The organism is Arthrobacter sp. KUASC02 (assembly GCF_059739395.1).
In genome coordinates, this window is sequence record NZ_AP046053.1 from 419,334 (window position 1) to 440,294 (window position 20,961).

General features: G+C 66.3%; 19 protein-coding genes. 9 read left to right on the forward strand and 10 right to left on the reverse strand.

From position 1 onward, the window contains the following. The first annotated feature begins 2 nt into the window (after nucleotides 1–2). Nucleotides 3–1,568 carry an acyl-CoA synthetase gene (locus AC6JAC_RS01910; protein ID WP_497963246.1) on the forward strand — a complete coding sequence of 522 codons (1,566 nt, stop codon included), beginning with the start codon at nucleotides 3–5 and terminating at the stop codon, nucleotides 1,566–1,568. 129 nt (nucleotides 1,569–1,697) lie between these two features. Here the strand turns inward: AC6JAC_RS01910 and AC6JAC_RS01915 are convergent, their stop codons facing one another. From AC6JAC_RS01915 to AC6JAC_RS01925, 3 genes are all read right to left on the reverse strand, one after another. Continuing rightward, nucleotides 1,698–2,183, reverse strand: a complete 486-nt coding sequence (locus tag AC6JAC_RS01915; RefSeq protein ID WP_497963248.1) for a DUF3237 domain-containing protein — start codon at nucleotides 2,181–2,183, stop codon at nucleotides 1,698–1,700. Then, nucleotides 2,180–3,937 carry a CocE/NonD family hydrolase gene (locus AC6JAC_RS01920; RefSeq protein ID WP_497963249.1) on the reverse strand — a complete coding sequence of 586 codons (1,758 nt, stop codon included), beginning with the start codon at nucleotides 3,935–3,937 and terminating at the stop codon, nucleotides 2,180–2,182. Before AC6JAC_RS01920 ends, AC6JAC_RS01915 begins: the two co-directional genes overlap by 4 nt. 124 nt (nucleotides 3,938–4,061) lie before the next feature. Next, nucleotides 4,062–5,450, reverse strand: coding sequence for an MFS transporter (locus tag AC6JAC_RS01925; RefSeq protein WP_497963251.1), 1,389 nt, complete (start codon nucleotides 5,448–5,450; stop codon nucleotides 4,062–4,064). 178 nt (nucleotides 5,451–5,628) lie between these two features. On the opposite strand from AC6JAC_RS01925, the gene AC6JAC_RS01930 reads away from it, so the two are divergent. Further along, entirely contained in the window at nucleotides 5,629–6,558 is a 930-nt protein-coding gene (locus tag AC6JAC_RS01930; protein ID WP_497963253.1) for a PaaX family transcriptional regulator, read from the forward strand. 74 nt (nucleotides 6,559–6,632) lie between these two features. Here AC6JAC_RS01930 and AC6JAC_RS01935 read toward each other — a convergent pair whose 3' ends face one another. The 5 genes from AC6JAC_RS01935 to AC6JAC_RS01955 all read right to left on the reverse strand — a co-directional run bounded on the left by AC6JAC_RS01935 (nucleotide 6,633) and on the right by AC6JAC_RS01955 (nucleotide 9,607). After that, the gene (locus AC6JAC_RS01935; RefSeq protein WP_028270908.1) at nucleotides 6,633–7,256 is read right to left on the reverse strand and encodes a LysE family transporter; all 624 of its coding nucleotides are present in this window, start codon (nucleotides 7,254–7,256) and stop codon (nucleotides 6,633–6,635) included. A gap of 51 nt (nucleotides 7,257–7,307) precedes the next feature. Then, complete coding sequence (locus tag AC6JAC_RS01940) at nucleotides 7,308–7,445, reverse strand: hypothetical protein (RefSeq protein WP_156037114.1); 138 nt, start codon at nucleotides 7,443–7,445, stop codon at nucleotides 7,308–7,310. 162 nt (nucleotides 7,446–7,607) lie between these two features. Beyond that, a complete protein-coding gene (locus AC6JAC_RS01945) occupies nucleotides 7,608–8,162 on the reverse strand; it encodes a dihydrofolate reductase family protein (protein WP_497963256.1) in 555 nt (184 codons plus the stop codon). An 85-nt stretch (nucleotides 8,163–8,247) separates the two neighbouring features. After that, nucleotides 8,248–8,715, reverse strand: a complete 468-nt coding sequence (locus AC6JAC_RS01950) for a hypothetical protein (protein ID WP_028270906.1) — start codon at nucleotides 8,713–8,715, stop codon at nucleotides 8,248–8,250. A gap of 76 nt (nucleotides 8,716–8,791) precedes the next feature. After that, nucleotides 8,792–9,607 (reverse strand): methyltransferase domain-containing protein, encoded by an 816-nt coding sequence (locus tag AC6JAC_RS01955; protein WP_028270905.1) that lies wholly within the window; start codon nucleotides 9,605–9,607, stop codon nucleotides 8,792–8,794. Nucleotides 9,608–9,733: 126 nt separating this feature from the next. Here AC6JAC_RS01955 and AC6JAC_RS01960 point away from each other — a divergent pair, with 126 nt between their 5' ends. Beyond that, the gene (locus AC6JAC_RS01960) at nucleotides 9,734–11,017 is read left to right on the forward strand and encodes an APC family permease (protein ID WP_028270904.1); all 1,284 of its coding nucleotides are present in this window, start codon (nucleotides 9,734–9,736) and stop codon (nucleotides 11,015–11,017) included. Here the strand turns inward: AC6JAC_RS01960 and AC6JAC_RS01965 are convergent. Then, nucleotides 10,911–11,474: a MarR family winged helix-turn-helix transcriptional regulator gene (locus AC6JAC_RS01965; protein WP_454699695.1), complete on the reverse strand. Its 564-nt coding sequence runs from the start codon at nucleotides 11,472–11,474 to the stop codon at nucleotides 10,911–10,913. The genes AC6JAC_RS01960 and AC6JAC_RS01965 overlap by 107 nt on opposite strands. A 163-nt stretch (nucleotides 11,475–11,637) precedes the next feature. Here AC6JAC_RS01965 and AC6JAC_RS01970 point away from each other — a divergent pair, with 163 nt between their 5' ends. Beyond that, entirely contained in the window at nucleotides 11,638–13,854 is a 2,217-nt protein-coding gene (locus AC6JAC_RS01970) for an MMPL family transporter (RefSeq protein WP_347899516.1), read from the forward strand. Between the two features lie 120 nt (nucleotides 13,855–13,974). Here the strand turns inward: AC6JAC_RS01970 and AC6JAC_RS01975 are convergent, their stop codons facing one another. After that, nucleotides 13,975–14,904, reverse strand: coding sequence for an NAD-dependent epimerase/dehydratase family protein (locus AC6JAC_RS01975; protein ID WP_497963259.1), 930 nt, complete (start codon nucleotides 14,902–14,904; stop codon nucleotides 13,975–13,977). A 146-nt stretch (nucleotides 14,905–15,050) separates the two neighbouring features. Here AC6JAC_RS01975 and AC6JAC_RS01980 point away from each other — a divergent pair, with 146 nt between their 5' ends. The 5 genes from AC6JAC_RS01980 to arfA all read left to right on the forward strand — a co-directional run bounded on the left by AC6JAC_RS01980 (nucleotide 15,051) and on the right by arfA (nucleotide 20,876). Beyond that, nucleotides 15,051–15,803 (forward strand): TetR/AcrR family transcriptional regulator, encoded by a 753-nt coding sequence (locus AC6JAC_RS01980; RefSeq protein ID WP_497963261.1) that lies wholly within the window; start codon nucleotides 15,051–15,053, stop codon nucleotides 15,801–15,803. Between the two features lie 190 nt (nucleotides 15,804–15,993). Further along, nucleotides 15,994–17,325, forward strand: a complete 1,332-nt coding sequence (locus tag AC6JAC_RS01985) for an extracellular solute-binding protein (protein WP_028270901.1) — start codon at nucleotides 15,994–15,996, stop codon at nucleotides 17,323–17,325. Nucleotides 17,326–17,416: 91 nt separating this feature from the next. Beyond that, entirely contained in the window at nucleotides 17,417–18,361 is a 945-nt protein-coding gene (locus tag AC6JAC_RS01990) for a carbohydrate ABC transporter permease (RefSeq protein WP_028270900.1), read from the forward strand. A 2-nt stretch (nucleotides 18,362–18,363) separates the two neighbouring features. Then, complete coding sequence (locus AC6JAC_RS01995; RefSeq protein ID WP_028270899.1) at nucleotides 18,364–19,263, forward strand: carbohydrate ABC transporter permease; 900 nt, start codon at nucleotides 18,364–18,366, stop codon at nucleotides 19,261–19,263. A gap of 77 nt (nucleotides 19,264–19,340) precedes the next feature. Further along, a complete protein-coding gene (arfA, locus tag AC6JAC_RS02000; RefSeq protein ID WP_497963264.1) occupies nucleotides 19,341–20,876 on the forward strand; it encodes an arabinosylfuranosidase ArfA in 1,536 nt (511 codons plus the stop codon). The last annotated feature ends 85 nt before the right edge of the window (nucleotides 20,877–20,961 follow it).

A 20,961-nucleotide genomic window follows, 5' to 3' on the forward strand; every position in this document is an offset into this window, starting at 1 on the left:
ACATGGACAACAACGGAGTTGGATCCTGGCTGCACCGCCGCCGCCGGAAGTCCGGACCCAAGACAGCCCTCGTCTCGGCGGGCCGTGCCGTCAGCTACGAGGAGCTCGCCGGGCGCACGGACCGGCTGGCCAACGCCCTGGGCAGCAGGGGAGTGACCAAGGGCGACCGGGTGGCCTATCTCGGCGAGAACGATCCGTCCTTCGTGGAAACCTTCTTCGCGTGCGGGCTGCTCGGCGCCGTCTTCGTCCCGCTGAACACCCGGCTGGCAGCTCCCGAGCTGCAGTTCCAGCTGCAGGACTCCGGAGCGCGGCTGCTGGTCAACGCCGGCGCGCTCGAACCCCTGGCGGCAGCGTCCGCCGCCGGCACCGCGGTGACGCATCGCTTTGTTGTGGTGCCCGACGGCGGCACTGAAGGTTCCGTTGCGGAGCTGCCGTCCGGCGTCGAACGCTATGAAGCGGTGCTTCACGCGGCAGCCGCGACGCCGCGGGATGAGGCCGTGACCTTGGACGACGCCGCCATGATCCTCTACACCTCGGGTACCACCGGCAGGCCGAAAGGTGCGCTGCTGACGCACGGCAACATCACCTGGAACTGCTTCAACACCGTGGTTGACATGGACCTGAACCGGAATGATGTGGCGCTGATGATCTCGCCGCTGTTCCACGTGGCGTCACTGGATATGGGCCTGTTGCCGATGCTTCTCAAGGGTGCCACGGTGGTGCTCGAAACCCGGTTCGATGCCGGCCGGGTGCTTGGGCTGATCAGTCAGCACAGGATCACCACCCTGAACGGCGTTCCCACCACGTTCCAGATGCTCTGCGACCATCCGGACTGGCCGACGGCGGACCTCGGCTCACTGGACAAGCTCACCTGCGGCGGGTCGGCCATTCCACGCCGGGTGCTGGACGCCTACGAGGACCGCGGCATCGGCTTCACCAGCTGCTACGGCATGACCGAAACCGCGCCCGGGGCCACCATGCTGCCTGTGGCGCGGTCCAGGGAAAAGGCGGGCTCCGCGGGCCTGCCGCACTTCTTTACGGACGTCCGCATCGCCGATCCCCTGGGCGGATTGGCAGGGGTGGGGGAAGTGGGGGAGATCCAGATCTCCGGGCCCAACGTCATCAGGGAGTATTGGAACCGCCCCGATGCCACCGCGGAAAGCTATGCGGATTCCAGCTGGTTCCGCTCCGGCGACCTGGGTTTCCAGGACGGGGAAGGCTTCCTGTTTGTCTCGGACCGCATCAAGGACATGATCATTTCCGGCGGCGAAAACATCTATCCGGCGGAAGTGGAGGCAGCCATCTCCGAACTGGACGCTGTGGCCAGCGCTGCGGTGATCGGAGTCCCGGACGAGAAATGGGGAGAGGTTCCCCGGGCGGTGGTAACCCTTCGAGAGGGTGCCCAGCTGAGTGAAGAGCAGCTTCGCGCGCATCTGGACGGCAGGCTTGCCCGCTACAAGATCCCCAAATCAGTGGTGTTCGTGGACGAGATGCCCCGGACTGCCAGCGGGAAGATCCGGAAGACGGACCTGCGGAACCTCACCCCGGCGAACGGACAGCTGCAGTAGCGCGAACGGACAGCTGAGGCCCCGCCAAAAGCTGCCCGGGCCCGGATCCCAGGGTGGATCCGGGCCCGGTCAGTCGATGCTGAGCGCGAACGGGCAGTTGCGGCCCCGCCGCTCCGCTTCGCCGCCAGCTCAGTCGATGAGGAAGATCCGGATCAGCACCCGGTCCGGAAGTCTTTCACCTGTTCCCACGGCAAGGCGTCTGTTAAGCCAGTCCCATTGCGGCGATGCCGTGGTGAGCCGGGGCCAGCAGCGGAAATAGATGCTGTTGGCATCGACCCGTTCGCCGCGGTTGAGCCGGGCGATGTCCTGAACTTTCCCGTGGCGCAGTGCAGAGTTGTGGACGTAGATGCGGTGGCCGTCCAGGGTCTCCAGGACGTAGCGGGCATCTAGTTCAGTTAGCGTGGCGGTCCGGAGGAGCTGGTAATCGGCGCCTCCGGGGATGATGCGCCCGTTCAGGACCGGACCGGTGACCGTTCCGCCGGTGATGGGGATGACGCGCCGGTGGCCCTCGGGTGTTGGCCCGACGTCGATCGGCTCGCCGACCGCGACCGAGAGTTCCGTGAGGAAGGTCAGCCCCGGAACTTCGGGGGCTCCGGGGGCTGGTGGCGCGGTCACAGAATTCCGGCCCTCAGCCGGCTGGGGTAGTCCGGGCCGAAAAGGATGGTCTGCCGGGCCACGAGGGTTTCGGCCGAGTCATAGGCCAGCTTGCCCGTGTTGAGGTTCCGGTCCCAGCGCGGGTGGCAGCTTGACGTGACCTGGACGCGGAGCCTGTCGCCGGCGGCGAAAGTGTAGGCGGTCTGCCAAAGGCTCACCGTGTATTCGTACGGCTTGCCGGGCTCGATCAGCGAGGGAGCGTGGCCCGGCTGGAACAGTCCGTTCCCCGTGTGGCTTTCCCGCCACGACGCACGGACAATGCCGTCGGCAATGCCTAGGGACGTTCCGTCCGGAGCGACCCGGCACAGCCGTACCACGAAGTCTGTATCGACGGCGGTGGAGACGGCATGGAACGTAGCGCTGAGCTCGCCGAACAGTGTCACTGGCTCCTCGAAGGCCTCAGTCGTAAAGGTGAGGACGTCGGCGCGGGCCTCTACAGCGTGCTGCATGGCTGGCCCCGCGGGAAACACCCCGTGGATCATGGTTGCGCCGCCCGCGGTGGGGACGGGATCAAGGGGGTCGTATTCGTATTCCACGGAGCCGCCGGACCCCGGAGTGTCCCGCAGCGATCCGCCCGCGCCGAGGAACCAGGAGCGGTGGCTGCGCGGCAACGGGAGCTCATCAAAACCGCGCCACTGGTTCTCCCCCATGAAATAGAGCAGCACGGCCGGGACGTCGCGGAGCCGCCCGGGTTCATCCTTGAGCACAGCGTCGAACCAGGCGGTGTGGAGCCCGGAGAGGTCACCGAGGCCGTTCATCATCCCTCCGGCCGCGTTCAGTCCGAAGCTCACATCCGGGTAGCTGCCGGAGAAGTTCGTGTGGGCCCAGGGGCCTACGATAAGCCGCGGCGCAGGTGCAGCGCCGGTGCGGCTGTGCTCCAGCTGCATGGCGTACTGGGAGAGGGTGCTGGGGCAGAAGATGTCGAACCACCCGCCGATGTGCAGCGTGGGCAACGACACCGGCTTGATGGACGCCTCGTCCCACAGCCGGGTGAAGCTGTTCCCCGGCGACTCCCCGGCCGAGGGAAGAACGTGCCGGTTCATAAACGTGCCAAGGCGTGCGGACAGCTCCCGCAGGGGCAGCGTGCCGAACGCGCTGCCGTCGGAAAACGAGCGATCCAGGTCCAGCCACGTCTGGAATTCCTTGCCTTGCAGTTCGGGATCGTCCGCAAATTCGCGCAAGAGCTCGTTGGCAGAGATGGAGGCATGGCCCCAGCTGAACCGGCTGCCGAGCTCGTAGGCTCCGCCGCGGTAGAGCGAGCCGTTGTTCGCATTGCCCCCGGCCGAGATGCCGGGCGAAAGGGCAGCGAGCCCGTCAGGGGCCAGGGACGCTGCCCGCCACTGCGTCTCCGCGAAGTAGGACCGGCCCCACATCCCTACGGCACCGTTGGAGTACGGCAGCCGCGCCGCCCACTCGACGGTTGCGGCGCCGTCGGACGCTTCATTGGCGGACGGATCGAAGGCCCCGTCCGAGCCGAAGCGACCCCGGCAGTCCTGCATGATCACCACATAGCCCGCGGCTGCGACCGTTACGGGGTTGAAGTAGGCGGAGTTGACGGAGAGGTCGCGTCCATAGGGCGTCCTGGTCAGCAGGACCGGGCACGGTTCCCCGTCCGCAGGCCGGTACACCGTGGACCTCAGGATGATGCCGTCCGGCATTCGGGTTTCAACGTCTTGTTCAATGAGCAGGGGTTTTAGCGCGGTGCGCGGTGTCATGGGAGTTTCCTCATTGGGTTGTTCAGCGGCGGTAGTTTGTTCAAGACTGGGTTGTTCAGGACAGCGCGGAGGGGAGCGGCCGGGCAGGTGCCCGGCTACTCCCCTCCCGGTCCGGGATCAGGATTTATGCGTTGATGGATTCCTCGGTACCGGAAGTCTTGGTACCCAGCGCCTCGGTGGGGACGTTGTAGGTTTCCTTGACCCAGATGGCGGTCACGGCTGCAGAAGCAACGCAGCATGCGGCGGTGAAGGCGGCCACGGGAATCCATCCGGTGGGGCCGGGCTGGACGATGGCGGCGGCGATGGCTGGCGCGAAGCCGGTGACAACGAGGCCCAGCTGCGACGCCGTGGCTGCGCCGGAGTAGCGGATCTTCGTCGGGAACATTTCCGCGGTCATGGCCGGGCCGAGCGGGTTGACCATCCCGTAGCCCACAGTCATGAACAGGATGCCGCTCGCGTAGATCAGTGGCACCGACGTGGTGCTGATGGACCAGAAGAAGACGAAGGCGGCTATGGCGCAGATGAGGTTGCCCGCGATGAAGACCGGCTTGCGGCCGATCCTGTCGGCGAGGATGCCGGCGGAGGGCTGGGCGACGAGTGCTAGCCCCGCCGTGAGGATGGTGACCCCCAGCATTGCCGGTGCCGGGACGCCGAACTTGCTGGTCGCGTAGGCGAGGCCGAAGGCGGCGAAGACGGACGAAACCACACTCCAGAGCCCGAAGAAGATGGCCTTGATGATGGTCCGCCAATGATCGCGTAGGACCACCTTGATGGGCAGTTCCTTCTCGGTTTCCGCTTCCTTCGCGGCTTCGAACACCTCGGATTCGGGCAGTCGGACCCGGATGTAAAGGCCGACGCCGACCACCAGGATGCTGGCCAGGAACGGCAGGCGCCAGCCCCAGCTGAGCAGGTCCTCCTGGGGGAGCATGGAAACGGCGAGGAAGGCCAGGGACGCCAGCATGATGCCGGCAGCCGCGCCGGTGTTGACCCAGCTGCTGTAGAAGGCGCGCTTGTTGCTGGGGGCGTGTTCCATGGTCATGGTCACTGCACCGACCGATTCGCCCGCGGCGGAGGCTCCTTGGAGCGCCCGGAGGACAACCAGGAGGATGGGGGCGGCCGCACCGATGGCGGCCGTCGGCGGCAGGCAGCCGATGAGGAAGGTGGCTATGCCCATCACCACTAGCGTCAGCACTAGCATCTGGCGGCGTCCGATGCGGTCGCCGTAATGTCCGATCACGCTTGCGGCCAGCGGGCGGACAACGTAGCCGATACCGATCGTGGCCATGGACAGGATGGTTCCGAGGGCGGGGTCGATCCCGGGAAAGAAGATCTTGTTGAAGATCAGCGCGGAGGCCGACCCATAGATGAAGAAGTCGTAGTACTCCAGGGTGCTGCCAATGAAGCTTGCGGTGGCGGCGCGGCGGGCGTGCTTTGTTCCCTGGTGGGAATCGGGGCGGGCCTGTTCCGCGGACGGCGTCAACGGCGTCGGCGGAACAATGGGACCAGCGGTCATTACGGATCTCCTAAGAGGACAGGGGAGGAAAGTTCTGGGGGCTCGCATGCTGAGCTGGGCGGCGGGGTCGGCTGTGGCCTCCGTCACGCCCCGGGTAAATAGTATGCACTTAGTTCAGCGCCCGTCAAGAAAAGTGCAAATCTTAATTGACGGGTCGTGCTGGCATGATGGAGGCGTGATGAGCAAGCCCTTGGCCTCTGGACCTGGCATGGATCCGGTGATGGCCATCGATTTTCCCCGGCCGCTGAAAGGCCCCTCCAGCCAGCACCAGCTAGTGACCTTGCTGGTTGACTACTGGTTCGACTGCGACGTCTGGCTGCCTTCACGGTTCATTGCCGCACTGGCCGCCGGCCTCGGCATTACGGCGTCGGCGTCGGCCACGGCACTCAGCCGCCTGGCTACCCGGGGAGTGCTGGAGCAGTCGAGTGCGGGGCGGACTTCCCGCTACCGGATCACGGAGGGTGCGCGTAAGCGCCTGCGCGGAGGCCTCGAGCAGGTCTCGGCGTTCGGGGAACAGTCCCGACACTGGGACGGCAACTGGACCGTCATCGCCTTTTCAATCCCGGAAACATCCCGCGACGTGCGCGAGCTGTTTCGGTCGCGGCTGCGGTGGCGGGGTTTTGCGCCGCTTTTCGGTGCCGTCTGGGTCTCGCCCCGGGACCATGCCGCCGAGCTTGAAAGCACCTGCAGCGCCTTCGGAGTTGATGACTACGTCGTTTTTCGAACAGCCGATTCCAGCCTCCGCGGCAAGCGGCTCATCGACGCCTGGTCGCAGCAGGAGTTCAGGGAGCAGTACCAGCCGTTCATAGACAGGTTCGGGCCATGGCTGGAACGACTCGACGCCGGAACCGTGACGCCTGCTGACGCCTTGCGGGTCAGAACCGAGGTCATGGATGCCTGGCGGGCGTTCCCGTGGAGCGATCCCGACCTTCCCGCCGAACTCTTGCCTGAGGCCTGGCCGCGGACCGAAGCGCGTGACCTGATGGTCCGCCTGTATGACGGGCTGGCGCAGGCCGCCCTGGGCTTCGTGGAGGAGACTGTCGCCAGGGAAGCGCCGGAGCTTGCGGGCTCCGCCAAGGCCTTTTCGGTGCGGTCGGGCAGCTACTGAGCGCGAACGGACAGTTGCGGCCCTAAGTTGAGCGCGAACGGGCAGTTGCGGCCCCGGTTTTCGCCGGCCGCCCGCTAGTGGATCAGCGCCAGCATGACGCCCACGGCCACGAAGAGCACCCCGAACGTCCGGTTCAGGATCTTCTGCCCGTGGGCGTTGTGCGTGAACCGCTGGAAGGACTTGGCCGCGGCGGCAAAGAAGAACCACATGACCAGGATGTCGATGACCACCACCGTGGCAGTCAGCACCAGGTACTGGGGCAGCAACGGCTGCTCCGGCCTGATGAACTGGGGCATAAACGCCAGGAAGAAGACCACGGCCTTGGGGTTCAGCAAGTTGACCCACAGGCCGCGGCGGAACATGGAAGCGGCCGGCTCATTGCGCAGTTCGGCCGCTTTCTCCTGATCCAGGTCCGGCTTGTGCAGGAACTGGCGGATGCCGAGGTAGACCAGATACGCGGCGCCGGCGTAACGGATCACGTTGAACGCCACGGGTGAACTGGCAACCAGGACGCCCACGCCCAGGGCCACGATCAGTACGTGCACCACCAGCGCGGCCTGCTGGCCCAGGATTCCCCAGATGGATCGCCGGAAACCCGAGTTCAGCGAGTTGCTCATGGTGTTGATGGCACCCGCTCCGGGCGTGAAGCTGATCAGGACGCCGGCGCCGGCCAGGGCCAGCCAAAGGGAGGGTTGCACCCATACAGTTTAGTGGCTGTGGCTGTGACGAAGTTTTGTCCCGGAGTATGGTCAGGTCATGGCAGGGGAGACGGTGAGCCACTCCGGGTACTCACGGCCGCGGTCGAAGCGCTGGCCGTGGGCTGTCATCCTGGCTGTGGTGGTGTTCCTCAGCTTCCCTTTGCTGACAACCACTGTGGGGGTCTGCATTGACTACGTTGATCGCCCGGGTGAGTGCACGTCCTACCCGCTGATCGCCGCCGCGGACTCGGTGCCGGGGGTCATTGGTGGTGGATCCATCGCCGCCATCTGCGTATACCAGCTGGTTCGAATCTCGGCCCGACGGCAGAACAGCGGGCCTCGGGATCCGAGCTAGGCGCCCGGCCGGACACCGTAGCTGAGGATCATGTTGCCCTTGCTGGTGCGTTCGGAATCCTGCAGTTCCAGCCGTGTCACCGGATCGCCCTCCTCGAACAGCTTCCGTCCGCTTCCGGCAATGACCGGGTGCACCATGAGCATCAACGATTCGAGGAAGCCGGCGAACAGGAGCTGCCGGGTCAGCGAGATGCTGGCGAACACGGCAATCTCGCCGCCGTCGCCTTCCCTGAGGCCAGCGACGAACTCCTCCAGCGGGGCGTCCATCAGCCGGGAATTCTGCCACTCGAGCTCGCCCGAAAGCGTCCGGGAGGCTACGAACTTCTGCAGCGGATTGATGAACGCGCCGAAGTCGGCGTCAGCGGCCGCGCCGGGCCAGTAGCTGGCCCATTGCTCGTAGCCCACCCGGCCCAGGAGCCCCGTTTCCACCCGGGCCATCATCTGCTGCATACCAGCACCGAGTTCCTCGTCGAAACTGTCGAACTGCCAAAGGTTGGGCGACTCAACCACGCCGTCCACGGAGTAAAACAGGCCGGCCGTCACTTTGCGCATGGGGTTCTCCTCGCCGATGGTTTTCCTTCGCATCCTAAAGGCAGACCGGTGGCCAGGGAACTGCCTGCCTAAAGATTCGTCAGACTCAGCAGTACCAACAGGTGCTGGCCTTCGAATTCACCCAGTGCGTCATGGTGCAGGGGAGCTCGTCATAGCTCGGGTATTGGTCAAAGTAGGAATGCGCTCGGGCAGACATGTATCCGGTTTCGTCCTGGCCAAAATGTCCGATCGTCTGGAATCCGCGACGGGCCGCCACCGTTTCCAGTTCCCCTGCCTCCTCAAGGATCGGGATGTCCCATGGAAAGCAATTCTCCGTCCATGTTCCGGCATGGGCGATCGCAAAGTACTTGGTCCACTCAGGGTCCAGTGCAGCCAGAATTGCATCGAAATGGGGTTCCAGCGATCCGCTAAATCCCTCACTAACAACCTCTACGCCGTCCAGCTGCATCTCAGAGTCAAGCCGGATCACCACAAGCCTGGGGAGGATCTTTCCTGCTTGAACTATGAGCGGCCGGGCCAGGATCTGAAGGTCAAAGCCTGCTTGAATGATCATTTCTTGAGGCTATTCCCGGCAGTGGGCGCGGCCCACAGGGTTGGTGCCCTATGTGGAAATCGGCACCACCGCGCATTCAGGCCCGGGCGATGACCTCGCCGTTTGGAATCAGGAACCAGCCGTCGTCGGTGGAACCCCAGCGGTGCCACCCTGCGGAGATCCGGGCAAGGTCAGCGGCGTTGGCGAAGCCGTACTCAAGCGCCTGGTCCGCGAACGCCGAATGCAGCACCCGCTCGCCCCACACCCGGGCCTGCCACCGGCGCTGCTGGCCCGTGGCGTACAGCCAGTTGCTGCTGGTGGGCGCCACGTCCGTGAATCCCGCGGCCTGGGCCCAGGAGACCAGGCGGCGTCCGGCATCCGGTTCGGCGCCGTTGCGGCGGGCAATGCGCTGGTACAGCTCCATCCATTCGTCTAGTTCCGGGATGGCGGGATACCAGCTCATGCCGTGGAAATCGGCGTCGCGCACTGCCACGATGCCGCCGGGCTTGGCCACCCGGCGCATTTCACGGAGGGCCTCCACCGGGTCCGTCAGGTGCTGGAGCACCTGGTGGGCGTGGACGACGTCGAACGTTTCGTCGTCGAAATCCAGATCGTAGATGTTCCCGGCCACGAACTCGACGTTGGCCACACCGCGTTCAGCGGCAAGCTCGCTGGCGTGGGTGATCACATCCGGCGAGCGGTCCAGCCCGGTGACGTGCCCCGGCGACACGAGGCCGGCGAAGTCGCAGGTGATGCTGCCCGGCCCGCAGCCCACATCAAGGACCGAGCTGCCCGGGGCAAGGTACGGGATCACGAACGCGGCGGAGTTCTCGGCCGTCCGTGAGGCATGGGCACGGACCACGGACTCGTGGTGTCCGTGCGTGTACACATCTTCAGGCTGCTGCGCACTCATAAGGAAACGCTACCGCTCCGACGGGAAAATGCGCGGCAATCGGGCGGAGCAAAACAGGCAGTTTATTGTGCTTCGACGTCAGTTTTCCCGCTTCTGCAGCCCGCCGTTCTGCGGAACATTGGAGGAGTGGGAAACAAGAAATCCGGCAGTTCAGCGGGGCTCGGGCTGTTCCGGGCAACAGGGATCTACGTGGGCGCAATCCTCGGATCGGGCATCCTGGTGCTCCCGGCCATCGCCGCCCGGGAGGCGGGTCCGGCCTCGCTGCTGGCATGGGCGGCATTGCTGGTGTTCTGCACACCCGTCGCCCTCAGCTTCGCTGAGATGAGCCGGCAGGAGCCCGACGCCGGCGGGATCGCCCACTTTGTGACCAGGGCTTTCGGTCGCCGCGCCTCGGTGGTTGCCGGCTACCTGTTCTACTTCGCCATCCCGTTCGGCGCTCCCGCCACGGCGGTGATCGGCGGCAACTACATCGCCAATGCACTGGGCGGCGGCCACGGAACTGCGCTCGTGGCCGCGGCGCTGCTGCTGGCGGCCGGGTTCGCGAGCAACGCCGTCGGAATCAGGCTGTCCAGCCGCCTCCAGCTGGTGCTGATGGTGCTGCTCGTGGCGCTGGCGCTCGCCGTTGCCGTGGCCGCACCCTTTGCCAAAGCGGAGAATTTTGAACCCTTCGCGCCGCACGGCTACTGGGCCGTGGGCGGAGTGGCCAGCCTGCTGTTCTTCTGCTTCGCCGGCTGGGAGGCAGTGACGCACCTGGCGGCCGAGTTCCGCAACCCCGGCCGGGACCTCAGGCGAGCCACCTGGCTGACGCTCGTCGTCGTCGGAGTGGTGTACATCGGGGTGGTGGCAGCCTCGGTGGCCGTGCTGGGCCCGGCCCTGCCTAAAAGCGCGGTGCCGGTGGCCGACCTGCTCGAAATGGGCTTGGGACCGCTGGCCGCCCCGCTGACCGCGGTTGCTGCGGCTGTGCTGACCTTCGGCCCGCTCAACACGTTCATCGCGGGCGCCAGCCGGCTCGGTTCCAGGCTGGCGGCCGACGGCGTGCTGCCGCCGGCGATGGCGCGCGGCGGCGGCCCGGGCGAGGTGCCCTCCGTGAGCCTGGCCGTCCTGGCCGGGATGACCTTCCTGTCCTTCGGAGCGGCGGTGGCCGGGCTGGCCAGCATGCAGTTCCAGATCGGCGCGGCCTCGGCCTGCTTCACCGCGGTGACGGCCTTCGGGCTCGCGGCGGGCACCCGGCTGCTGCCGTCCGGAACGCCGGCGTGGTTCGGCGTCATTGTCGCTGCCGGGGTGATGCTGCTGATCCTGCTTTTCAGCGGCTGGGCGCTGGCGGTTCCGGCGTTGCTGGCTGCTGCTGCGGTGTGGTCGGGGGCGCGTTTCCTGCCGGTTCCTGCGCGGCCGCTTCCTGTGCTGCGCTGATGGTTGCCCCGATCATGGATTCCATGAAGCGGGCAGCCACCTCCAGCTCCGCCGCGGTGAACTCCGCCATCGCGGCGCCCATGTGGCGGGCCAGCGGAAGGAACATGGCGCCGCCGTCGCGGTAGGCCTTGGGCGTCATCCGAAGCTGGACCTGCCGGCGGTCCGCTCCCTGGCGTTCGCGCACCACGTGTCCCGAACCGTGCAGCCGGTCGATCAGCGCCGTGGTGGCGGGGGAGCTGAGGTTGAGCTCCTTGCGGAGTACGCCGGGGGTGACAATCTGGTCCTTGGCGGCATGCCGCATGATCACCGCCAGGGCATTGAGGTCCGTCCGGTGCATGTCATTGCGTCCGCCGGCCGAATCCACATACCGGTTGGCTTCAAGCGTGAACTCCTGCAGCAGCCGGACAAGGCCCTGGGGCGCGGCCGGTTCGGGGCGCTCGGATGACTCTTCTGACACGGCGACCCTCCTTCTGCGATGGCTTGGCAACTGCGCCAGCCTAGCCAAAATTCTCTCACCGACGGGTGCAAGCAACTATTTGTGCCGAAGTGCTTATCTCCATGGTGGAGATAGTCTACTATGGAGTAAATTCTACTCCTCCGAGCCACCCCAAGAAGGACCCATGAAAAAGAGGCATCCCGGCACCGCGCGCGTCCCGTTCTGGCTACGCTGGCTGGTCCCCGTACTGCTCGTGATCACATGGCTGGCCATCGCCGGCGTCGGCGGACCCACTTTCGGCCGTCTCGACGAAGTCTCCTCCAATGACCAGGCGTCCTTCCTGCCTGCCGGTGCCGAGGCCACCGAAGCCCAGGACTGGCAGGCAAAGTTCCGGGATTCCGACGAGATCCCGGCCGTCATCGTCGTCGAAAGCGACTCCGCCTTCACGCCTGCGCAACTGGGCGAGGCTGCCGCCCTAAAGGACAAGCTTGAGGAGCTGCAGGCAGGCAGTGCGGTCATCGGTCCCATCCCGTCGGAGGACGGCGAAGCGGTCCAGTTCGTGGTGCCCATATCCTCGTCGGGCGAGGTCAAGGAAATCGTCCAGGAGCTCCGCCAGGAAGTTCAGGCGTCAGCCCCGGAAGGAATGCAGACTTTCGTCACCGGTCCGGCGGGACTGACGGCTGACCTGGTGAGCGCCTTCGCGGGCATCGACGGGATCCTGCTGCTGGTGGCCCTCGCCGCCGTGTTCATCATCCTGCTGATTGTCTACCGCTCGTTGCTCCTGCCCATCGCGGTGCTTTTCACCTCGGTGTTCGCCCTGTGCGCAGCCATCCTGCTGGTGTTCGGCATGGCCAAGCTGGGCTGGATCCAGCTGAGCGGCCAAAGCCAGGGCATCCTTTCCATCCTGGTGATCGGTGCCGCGACGGACTACGCGCTGCTGTATGTTGCCAGGTTCCGCGAAGCGCTAACCCACACCACCAACCGCACGTCCGCCGTCCTCACGGCCTGGAAAGCCTCCTTTGAACCCATCCTGGCCTCCGGCGCCACGGTGATCATCGCCCTGCTGTGCCTGCTCTTTTCCGACCTCAACTCCAACAAGGCGCTGGGCCCGGTGGCGGCCGCCGGCATCCTGTGCTCGCTCTTTGCCGCCCTCACGCTGCTCCCGGCACTGATGGCCCTGCTGGGCCGCGCCGCCTTCTGGCCGTTCCGTCCCAAGCTGATCCCGGAGACCGAGCGCGAGCCTGAACTCGTCACCGGCCTCGAAGGCCAGAAGGGCCTGTGGCGCGCCACCGGCTCCCTCGTTTCCCGCCGCCCCCGGGCCGTCTGGGTGGCCTCGGTGCTCCTGCTCCTGGTGGCCTCCGCTGGCATCCTGCAGCTGAAGGCCAACGGCGTGCCGCAGACGGACGTTATCCTCACCGCCTCCAACGCGGTGGACGGCCAGGACGCGCTGGCCCGCCATTTCGACGCCGGTTCCGGCAGCCCCGCGGTGATCGTCGCCGACGAAGCGAAAGCGCAGGAGGTGCTGGAGAAGACCAAGGCGGCCGACGGCGTCGGGGATGCCTACCTCCTGGCGGAGGGGAGTGTGCCGGTCACAGGGGCCCCGGGGGCTCCCCGCGACCCTGATGTCCGCGAGGGCAAAGTCCTGATCAACGCCACCCTGAACTATGCCGCGGATTCCAGCGACGCTGAGAACGTCGTGGTGAAGCTCCGCGAGGATTTGAAGAAGATCGACGACTCTGCCCTGGTGGGCGGCGTCACGGCCACCGCGCTGGACACCAACACCACGGCCCAGCGCGACCTGATTGTCATCATCCCCGTGGTCCTCGCCGTCATCCTGCTGATCCTCATGCTGCTGCTGCGCTCCGTCCTGGCCCCGGTCCTGCTGGTGGCCTCGGTGGTGCTTTCCTACGCCGCCGCCATGGGTGTTTCGGCCCTGGTGTTCAACAACCTCTTCGGGTTCCCGGGGGCCGATGCGACGGTGCCGCTGTTCGGCTTCGTGTTCCTGGTGGCCCTGGGCGTGGACTACAACATCTTCCTGATGAGCAGGGTGCGGGAGGAGTCCCTCAAGCACGGCACCAGGCCCGGGATCCTGCGGGGACTCGGCGTGACCGGCGGCGTCATTACGTCCGCAGGCGTGGTCCTCGCCGCCACCTTCGCCGCGCTGGGCGTCATCCCCATCATGTTCCTGGTCCAGCTCGCCTTCATCGTGGCCTTCGGGGTCCTGCTGGACACCGTTCTGGTCCGCTCGCTGCTGGTCCCGGCGCTTGCCTACGACCTGGGCGGACGGATCTGGTGGCCCAGCAAACTGGGGCGGCTGGACGACGGCGGTCGGGCATCCGCTGGCCCGCGTGATGCCGAGGGCAGCCTGGATACGGACCTGGAGGGTGCCGCGCGCAGTTAGCGGGGCGTGCGCGTCACGCCATGCACATTATCGGGACTCCGCGAAGGGTGCGGCCGCGAATCTACGTGGCCGCACCCTTCGTGGCTGGCCAAAAGCCTGCTGTGCGTGACGTCCGGGCCGTCAGCCCTGCGGCCGCCACCAGGCCACGGTGGCGGCTGCGGCTTCCGGCAGCGGGGTCGGATGCAGGCCCAGGGCGGCCTCGCTGACGTGCGAATCCATGACGAACGGCCGCTCGAACTGGTACAGCATCTCGGCCAGCTCGCGGGTGCCGCCCGAGAACAATCCGATGGCCCGGAGGGCCCAGCCCGGCACTGCGCCCATTTTGGGAGCGGGCACCCAGCCGGCTTCCGCGAAGGCCGCCGCAAGCCTGCGCTGGGTGACTGCCGGGCCCGTGGGCGCGTGCCACACCCGGTTCCACAAAGCCGGCGTCTGCGCGGCACGGATCATGGCCGCGGCAAGGTCCGGCACGTACGTGAAGGAATGCGGCTGGTCCGCGCTGCCGATCACCAGCAGCCGCTTTCCGGCCAGCACCGCCGGCACGATGCGTTCGCCGGCGTGGGAGTTCCGCACGCGCGGGCCGAAGAAATCGCCCGCCACCACGCTGACAGTATTCGCGGGGGAGGCTGCGCGCGCCTTCAGCAGCGCCGTCCGGACTCCGCGCTTTCCGCCCTGCGCCTCGCGGGGGCTGTCCTCCGCCATGACGGTGCCGGGCCGGCTGTAGGAGTACAGGCTTTCAGGAAATACGACGACGGCGCCCGCCTCGCCGGCCGCCGCCAGCACGGCCTCCTCGGCCCGGGGGAGCTCCCGCTGCCATGCGTCCGCAGCGTAGGCGGAGCCATGGATGCAGTGGAAGACGGCGGCCGCCCCGGCGAACGCCCCGTCCAGCAGTGCCGGATGGGCGACGTCCACAGACATCCTCTCGATGAGGGGGTGCTCCGGGCCGCTGCCGGAGCGCGTCAGCACCCGCACGCGCTTACCCTGGGCCGCAAGCTGCTCCGCAACGGTCCAGCCCACCGGGCCGGCGCCGGTGACCACAAAAAGTTCGGGCATTGGATTCCCTTTCCTCGGGATCTTCAGTCTGCTCTGGAATCTGAGAGAGCGCCGCTCTCGAAATAAGGATGCTCGGCGGGAGCTCCAAAGTCAAGAGCACTGCTCTCAATTGTTGACAGTGCTCTGAAGCGTGGAATGCTGGAGGCATGCCGGCCAACAATGACTCCGCCCCTGCACCCCGCGCACCGCGCACGCCGCGGGAGCGTGCCCGTGCGCAGACCACCGCCGACATTGTCCGGCTGGGCCGCGAACACCTGGCCGTCCACGGCGCGGCTGCCCTGTCGCTGCGGGCAGTGGCCCGGGACCTCGGAGTGGTGTCCTCGGCCGTGTACCGGTACGTGCAAAACCGGGACGAGCTCCTAACCCTGCTGCTGATCGACGCGTACGGCGAGCTGGGCGATGAGGTGGAGGCCGCCGTCGCCCGCGTGCCCGAAGCGGATTTCGCCGGGCGGTTCCGGGCCCTGGGGCGCGCCGTCCGCGGCTGGGCCGTCCGTGAACCCGCCCGTTACGCCCTGCTGTTCGGCAGTCCGGTGCCCGGGTACCGGGCGCCGGCGGAACGGACAACCGGTCCCGGGACCAGGGTGATCCGCAGCCTGACGGCCATTGTCGACGCCGCCTGGCGGGCCGGCGCCCTGCGCGCCGAGCCTGAGCCTCTGGCGGGGCCGTCTGCGGCTGCGGTGCCGGCGCAGCTGGCGGTCGACCTGGCAGCCATCCGGAAAGAGCTCGGGCTGGCGCTTCCCGACGGGCTGCTGGCGCGCGGTGCGCTGGTCTGGACTTCGCTCTTCGGTGCCATCAGCTTCGAGGTTTTCGGCCAATACGGGGAGGGTACCTTTGCGGCAAAGGACGCTCTGTTCGAGCACCACCTGCAGGTTCTGGCGGGTGTAGCCGGACTCGAGTAACGGCTGTCGCACCCGAAAAAACAGCATGGCAACTCTCAATTTGTGAGCGCTAACAAATTTTCCTTGTAACTCCATTTACAACGATATAAAGTGTGTTGCAGCCCACAGTTGTCCGGCCCGCCCCCACGGGCCCGAAGCAGCCGGACAGTCGGCGAATTTTTTACCAACGGCTACGTCCAAAGGAGTGACGGTGAAGCAAGTTGATTCACGCCCGATGCAGATGACCCGCAGGCAATTGCTGCTCGGAGGCGGTGTGCTCGCAGGCAGCCTTACCCTCGGAGCGAGCCTTACGGGCTGCGGCGGCGCGGCCCAGGCGGCGGGCAACGACATCCGCTTCTGGCACCTGCTCTCCGGCGGAGACGGCATCAAGATGATGGCCATGATCGACAAGGTCAACGCGGACCACCCCGACTACAGGGTCAAGCCGACCGTGCTGGCGTGGGGTGCGCCGTATTACACCAAGCTGGCCATGGCCTCCGCCGGCGGGCGGCCTCCGGAGGTTGCCGTGATGCATGCGGCCAGGGTGCCGGGCTACGCTCCCGGCGGACTGCTGGATGCGTGGGACCTGGACCTGCTGGCGGAGTTCGGCGTGCGCCCGGAGGACTTCGGACCCAGAATCTGGGAGAAGAGCCAGTTCAACGGCCAGGTATTTTCGCTGGCACTGGACTCGCACCCGTTCGTGATGCTCTACAACACCGAAGTTGCGGACAAGGCCGGCGTCCTGGGGAAGGACGGCCGGCTGGCGGAGATCTCCTCGCCGTCGCAGTTCCTGGAAGTAAGCCGCGAACTGCAGCGCGTCACCGGCAAGCACGGGCTCTCCTACGGGTATCTGGGCGACGGCGCGCAGATGTGGCGGCTGTTCTACACGCTCTACCGCCAACACGGCGCGGACTTCGTGCTGGAGCCGGGCAGGCCCGCCCAGGTGGAGCGGGACGTGGCCATCGACTGCCTGGAGTTCATCACGTCCCTGCTGGATAACACCATCTCCACGAAAAGCGGCGACGGCGGGACAGCCATCGCGGAGTTCGCCGGCTCGGGGTCGGGGCTGCTCTTCACCGGTGTGTGGGAGTTGCCCACCATGAAAACGGCAGGAGTTCCGTTCGGTGCCAGCACCATCCCCACCCTCTTTGGAACACCGGCCGCCTTCGCCGACTCGCACTCGTTCGTGCTGCCGCACCAGGCCCGGCTGGACGAAACCAAGCGCCGCGGCGTCTACCAGTTCGTGGCGTCCATGCTCAAGGGTTCCCTGAGCTGGGCCGAGGCCGGACACATCCCGGCCTACCAGCCGGTGGTGAAGTCCAAGGAATACGCGGCACTGAAGCCGCAGGCGGACTATGCCCAGGCGGCGGACATCATCAACTACGACCCCGTGGCCTGGTTCACCGGCTCGGGATCCGATTTCCAAGGCTACTTCGCCGAGAACGTCCAGAACGTGTTCCTCGGACGGGACAAGGCCGCCGACGGCTGGGACGCGTTTATGAAGCGCATCAACACCGTCCTCGCAATGCCGAACCCGGTGTGAGGACGGCATCCGGCATGGCCGCCGAATCCTCTGCAGAATCCCGCCTGAACATTGACCCGCCCGTGACAAAGTCCGTGACAAAGGAGTCCTCATGAGCACTGCCCGCACCACAGCGCCCCCGGCAAAACCAGCGCCCGCGGTAAAACCAGCGCCCGCGGCGAAATCGCTGCGTTCCCGGCGCGACAACCTCCACGGCTGGGCCTTCTCCGCCCCCTTCCTGGCCTTCTTCCTGATGTTCCTGGTCTGGCCCATGATTTCCGGGGCCGTTATGAGCCTCACCGGAAAGTCCCTCACGGGCGCCAACAGCGGGTTCATCGGCCTGGCCAACTACAGCGAGGCGTTCGCCGACTCGGACATGTGGCGCTCGCTGGGGAACACGCTGTACTTCACGCTGATCAGCACCGTCCCGCTGGTGGTCATCGCCCTGGCGCTGGCAGCACTGGTCAACATGGGCCTTCCCGCGCAGTGGCTGTGGCGGCTCTCCTTCTTCTCCCCGTTCCTGCTCGCCTCCACCGTGGTCTCACTGTTCTTCGCCTGGATGTACAACCCCGAGCTCGGGCTGTTCAATGACATGCTCGCAAATCTCGGCATTCCGCCGGTGGCGTGGCTGAACGATCCCGCGGTGGCGATGTGGGCCGTGGTGATCGCCACGGTGTGGTGGACCATCGGCTTCAACTTCCTCCTCTACCTGGCTGCACTGCAGAACATTCCGCAGCAGCACTATGAAGCGGCCTCGCTCGACGGTGCCGGGGGCTGGCGCCAGTTCTTCTCCATCAGCCTTCCCCAGCTGGGCCCCACCACCGTGATGATCGTGATCCTGCAGATCCTCGCTTCCCTGAAGGTCTTTGACCAGATTTACCAGATGACCGAAGGCGGACCGGGCGGAGCAACCCGTTCCATCGTGCAGTACATCTTCGAGGCCGGATTCACGGGCTACCGGCTGGGCTACTCCGCAGCCATTTCCTACATCTTCTTCGGCCTGATCCTGCTCATCGCGCTGGCGCAGGTCTTCATCACACGGAAAAGGAGCGCCTAGCCATGGCCACCACCACACTTTCCAAACCCGCGCTCCAGCCCAAGGGGTACGCCGAAACCGTTGCCAACCGGCGTGCGAAGACGCCGCTGTCCCGCATCCTGGCCACCGTCGTCGTGTCTGTCCTCGCCGTTGCGTGGCTGGTGCCCTTTGCCTGGGCCACAGTCACCGCGCTGAAGAGCGAAACCGACGCCGCGTCCACCCCCATCAGCTGGATACCGGCGTCGGGCTTCACCTTCGATGCCTTTGCCAAAGTGCTGCAGAGCGGCAATATCCCCACCTGGACGCTCAACTCGCTGTTCACGTCAGCGGCCATTACTGCCATCACCCTGGTGATTTCCGCGTCCGTCGCCTACGCCATTTCGCGGATCGACTTCCGCGGCAAGAGGATGCTGATGGGCGTGATCGTGGCCTCCATCATCATCCCGCCGCCGGTCCTCATCATCCCGCTGTTCCAGCAGATGCAGTCCCTGAACCTGATCGACACCTACTGGGCGCTGATCCTGCCGCAGGTGATCCACTCGCCCATGGTGTTCGTGCTCAAGAAATTCTTCGACCAGATTCCGCGGGAACTCGAGGAAGCCGCGCTGATGGACGGCGCCGGACGGCTGCGGATCTTCACCACGATCGTGCTGCCCCTGTCCCGGCCCATCCTGGCCGCCGTCGCCATCTTCGTGTTCATCGGGGCCTGGAACAACTTCCTCTGGCCGTTCATTGCCACCAACGAAAGCTCGCTGCTCACCCTGCCGGTGGGCCTGCAGACCATCAAGAGCGCCTACGGCATCCAGTACGCCCAGAACATGGCGTCCGCGCTGCTGGCCGCACTGCCGCTGATCGTGGTGTTCCTTTTCTTCCAGCGGCAGATCATCAGGGGCGTAGCCACCACCGGCCTTGCCGGCACGTAGCCGGCACCCAACGCACACGAACCCAACGCCCACGAACCCGGCGCCCACGACCAATCCACCCCTAGGACAGGAGCAAAATGTCCCGCGCACGCATCACCATTGACCGCGACTTCACCGTAGCCGAGGTTCCCCGCCGGATCTTCGGATCCTTCGTTGAGCACATGGGCCGCTGTGTCTACACCGGCATCTACGAACCGGGCCATCCCCGGGCCGACGCGCGCGGCTTCCGCCGCGACGTGATGGACCTCGTCAAAGAGCTGGGCGCCACCGTGGTCCGCTATCCCGGCGGCAACTTCGTCTCCGGTTACAACTGGGAGGACGGCATCGGTCCCGTGGCGGAGCGGCCGCGCCGGCTCGACGGCGCCTGGCACACCCTGGAAACGAACGCCTTCGGCCTGCACGAATTCGTGGACTGGTCGCGGGAAGCCGGCGTGGAGGTCATGGAAGCCGTCAACCTCGGCACCCGCGGCGTCGATGCAGCCCGCGAGCTGGTGGAATACGCCAACATTCCGTCCGGCACCCGGCTGTCCGACCTTCGCCGCAAGAACGGCCACGAGGATCCGTTCAACATCAAGCTGTGGTGCCTGGGCAACGAGATGGACGGCCCGTGGCAGATCGGGCACAAGACCGCCGAGGAATACGGCCGGCTGGCGCAGGAAGCCGCCAAGGCCATGCGCTTCGTTGATCCGGACATCGAACTCGTGGCGTGCGGCAGCTCCAACTCGGGGATGCCCACCTTCGGCGCCTGGGAGCAGACGGTCCTGACCCACGCCTACGAGCAGGTGGACTACGTCTCGCTGCACGCCTACTACCAGGAGCACGACGGCGACGCCGGCAGTTTCCTGGCCAGTGCCGTGGACATGGACTACTTCATCGAATCCGTGATCGCCACCGCGGACGCTGTGCGGGCCAAGGGCAAGCACAAGAAGCACATCAACCTGTCCTTCGACGAATGGAACGTCTGGTACACCCGCCCCGGCGACGCCGACAGCCCCGAGCAAGTGGGCAAGCACGGCTGGCGCGAGCACCCCCGCGTCATCGAGGACCAGTACAACGTGACGGACGCCGTCGTCGTCGGGACCTTCCTGAACTCCCTGCTCCGGCACGGTGACCGGGTCAAGATCGCCAACCAGGCGCAGCTGGTCAACGTGATCGCCCCCATCCTCAGCGAGGAAAACGGCCCGGCATGGAAGCAGACCATCTTCCACCCCTTCGCCCGCATGGCCGAGCTGGCGCACGGCCAGATCCTCCGGCTCGCCGTGGACTCGGACAAGTACGGCAACGCCAAGTTCGGCGATGCCGACCTCGTGGACGTCAGTGCCACCTGGAACGAGGAAACCGGCCGCATCGCGCTGTTCCTGGCCAACCGCGGACTGGAAGAAGCCGCCGACGTCGAAGTGGTCCTTCGCGGCTTCGACGCCCGCCGGGTGGTCCGGGCCGACGTGCTGCGCATCCCGGACGGTGCGGACCGGTTCATCACCAACACGCAGGCAAACCCCGGTGCCGTGGGCCTCATCCCCCTGGATGGCGTCAAGGCCGCCGGCGGCGAAGTCCGGGCCACCCTGCCGGCCCTGTCCTGGACGGCCATCGAACTGGAGGTCGTACGCAACTGAGGCGGTGCGCCGGCGCGGCGGACACCGTGACGGACGATGGCGGGCGGCACGTTTTCGTGGCCGCCCGCCGTGCGTTTGCGGGCGG

Excerpts from the sequence above, each read along its gene's own strand:
- AC6JAC_RS01910 (WP_497963246.1), top strand. The coding sequence starts at position 3 with ATGGACAACAACGGAGTTGGATCCTGGCTGCACCGCCGCCGCCGGAAG.
- AC6JAC_RS01920 (WP_497963249.1), bottom strand. The coding sequence starts at position 3,937 with ATGACACCGCGCACCGCGCTAAAACCCCTGCTCATTGAACAAGACGTT.
- AC6JAC_RS01925 (WP_497963251.1), bottom strand. The coding sequence starts at position 5,450 with ATGACCGCTGGTCCCATTGTTCCGCCGACGCCGTTGACGCCGTCCGCG.
- AC6JAC_RS01930 (WP_497963253.1), top strand. The coding sequence starts at position 5,629 with ATGAGCAAGCCCTTGGCCTCTGGACCTGGCATGGATCCGGTGATGGCC.
- AC6JAC_RS01940 (WP_156037114.1), bottom strand. The coding sequence starts at position 7,445 with ATGCAGACCCCCACAGTGGTTGTCAGCAAAGGGAAGCTGAGGAACACC.
- AC6JAC_RS01945 (WP_497963256.1), bottom strand. The coding sequence starts at position 8,162 with ATGCGCAAAGTGACGGCCGGCCTGTTTTACTCCGTGGACGGCGTGGTT.
- AC6JAC_RS01950 (WP_028270906.1), bottom strand. The coding sequence starts at position 8,715 with ATGATCATTCAAGCAGGCTTTGACCTTCAGATCCTGGCCCGGCCGCTC.
- AC6JAC_RS01955 (WP_028270905.1), bottom strand. The coding sequence starts at position 9,607 with ATGAGTGCGCAGCAGCCTGAAGATGTGTACACGCACGGACACCACGAG.
- AC6JAC_RS01970 (WP_347899516.1), top strand. The coding sequence starts at position 11,638 with ATGAAAAAGAGGCATCCCGGCACCGCGCGCGTCCCGTTCTGGCTACGC.
- AC6JAC_RS01975 (WP_497963259.1), bottom strand. The coding sequence starts at position 14,904 with ATGCCCGAACTTTTTGTGGTCACCGGCGCCGGCCCGGTGGGCTGGACC.
- AC6JAC_RS01980 (WP_497963261.1), top strand. The coding sequence starts at position 15,051 with ATGCCGGCCAACAATGACTCCGCCCCTGCACCCCGCGCACCGCGCACG.
- AC6JAC_RS01990 (WP_028270900.1), top strand. The coding sequence starts at position 17,417 with ATGAGCACTGCCCGCACCACAGCGCCCCCGGCAAAACCAGCGCCCGCG.
- AC6JAC_RS01995 (WP_028270899.1), top strand. The coding sequence starts at position 18,364 with ATGGCCACCACCACACTTTCCAAACCCGCGCTCCAGCCCAAGGGGTAC.
- arfA (WP_497963264.1), top strand. The coding sequence starts at position 19,341 with ATGTCCCGCGCACGCATCACCATTGACCGCGACTTCACCGTAGCCGAG.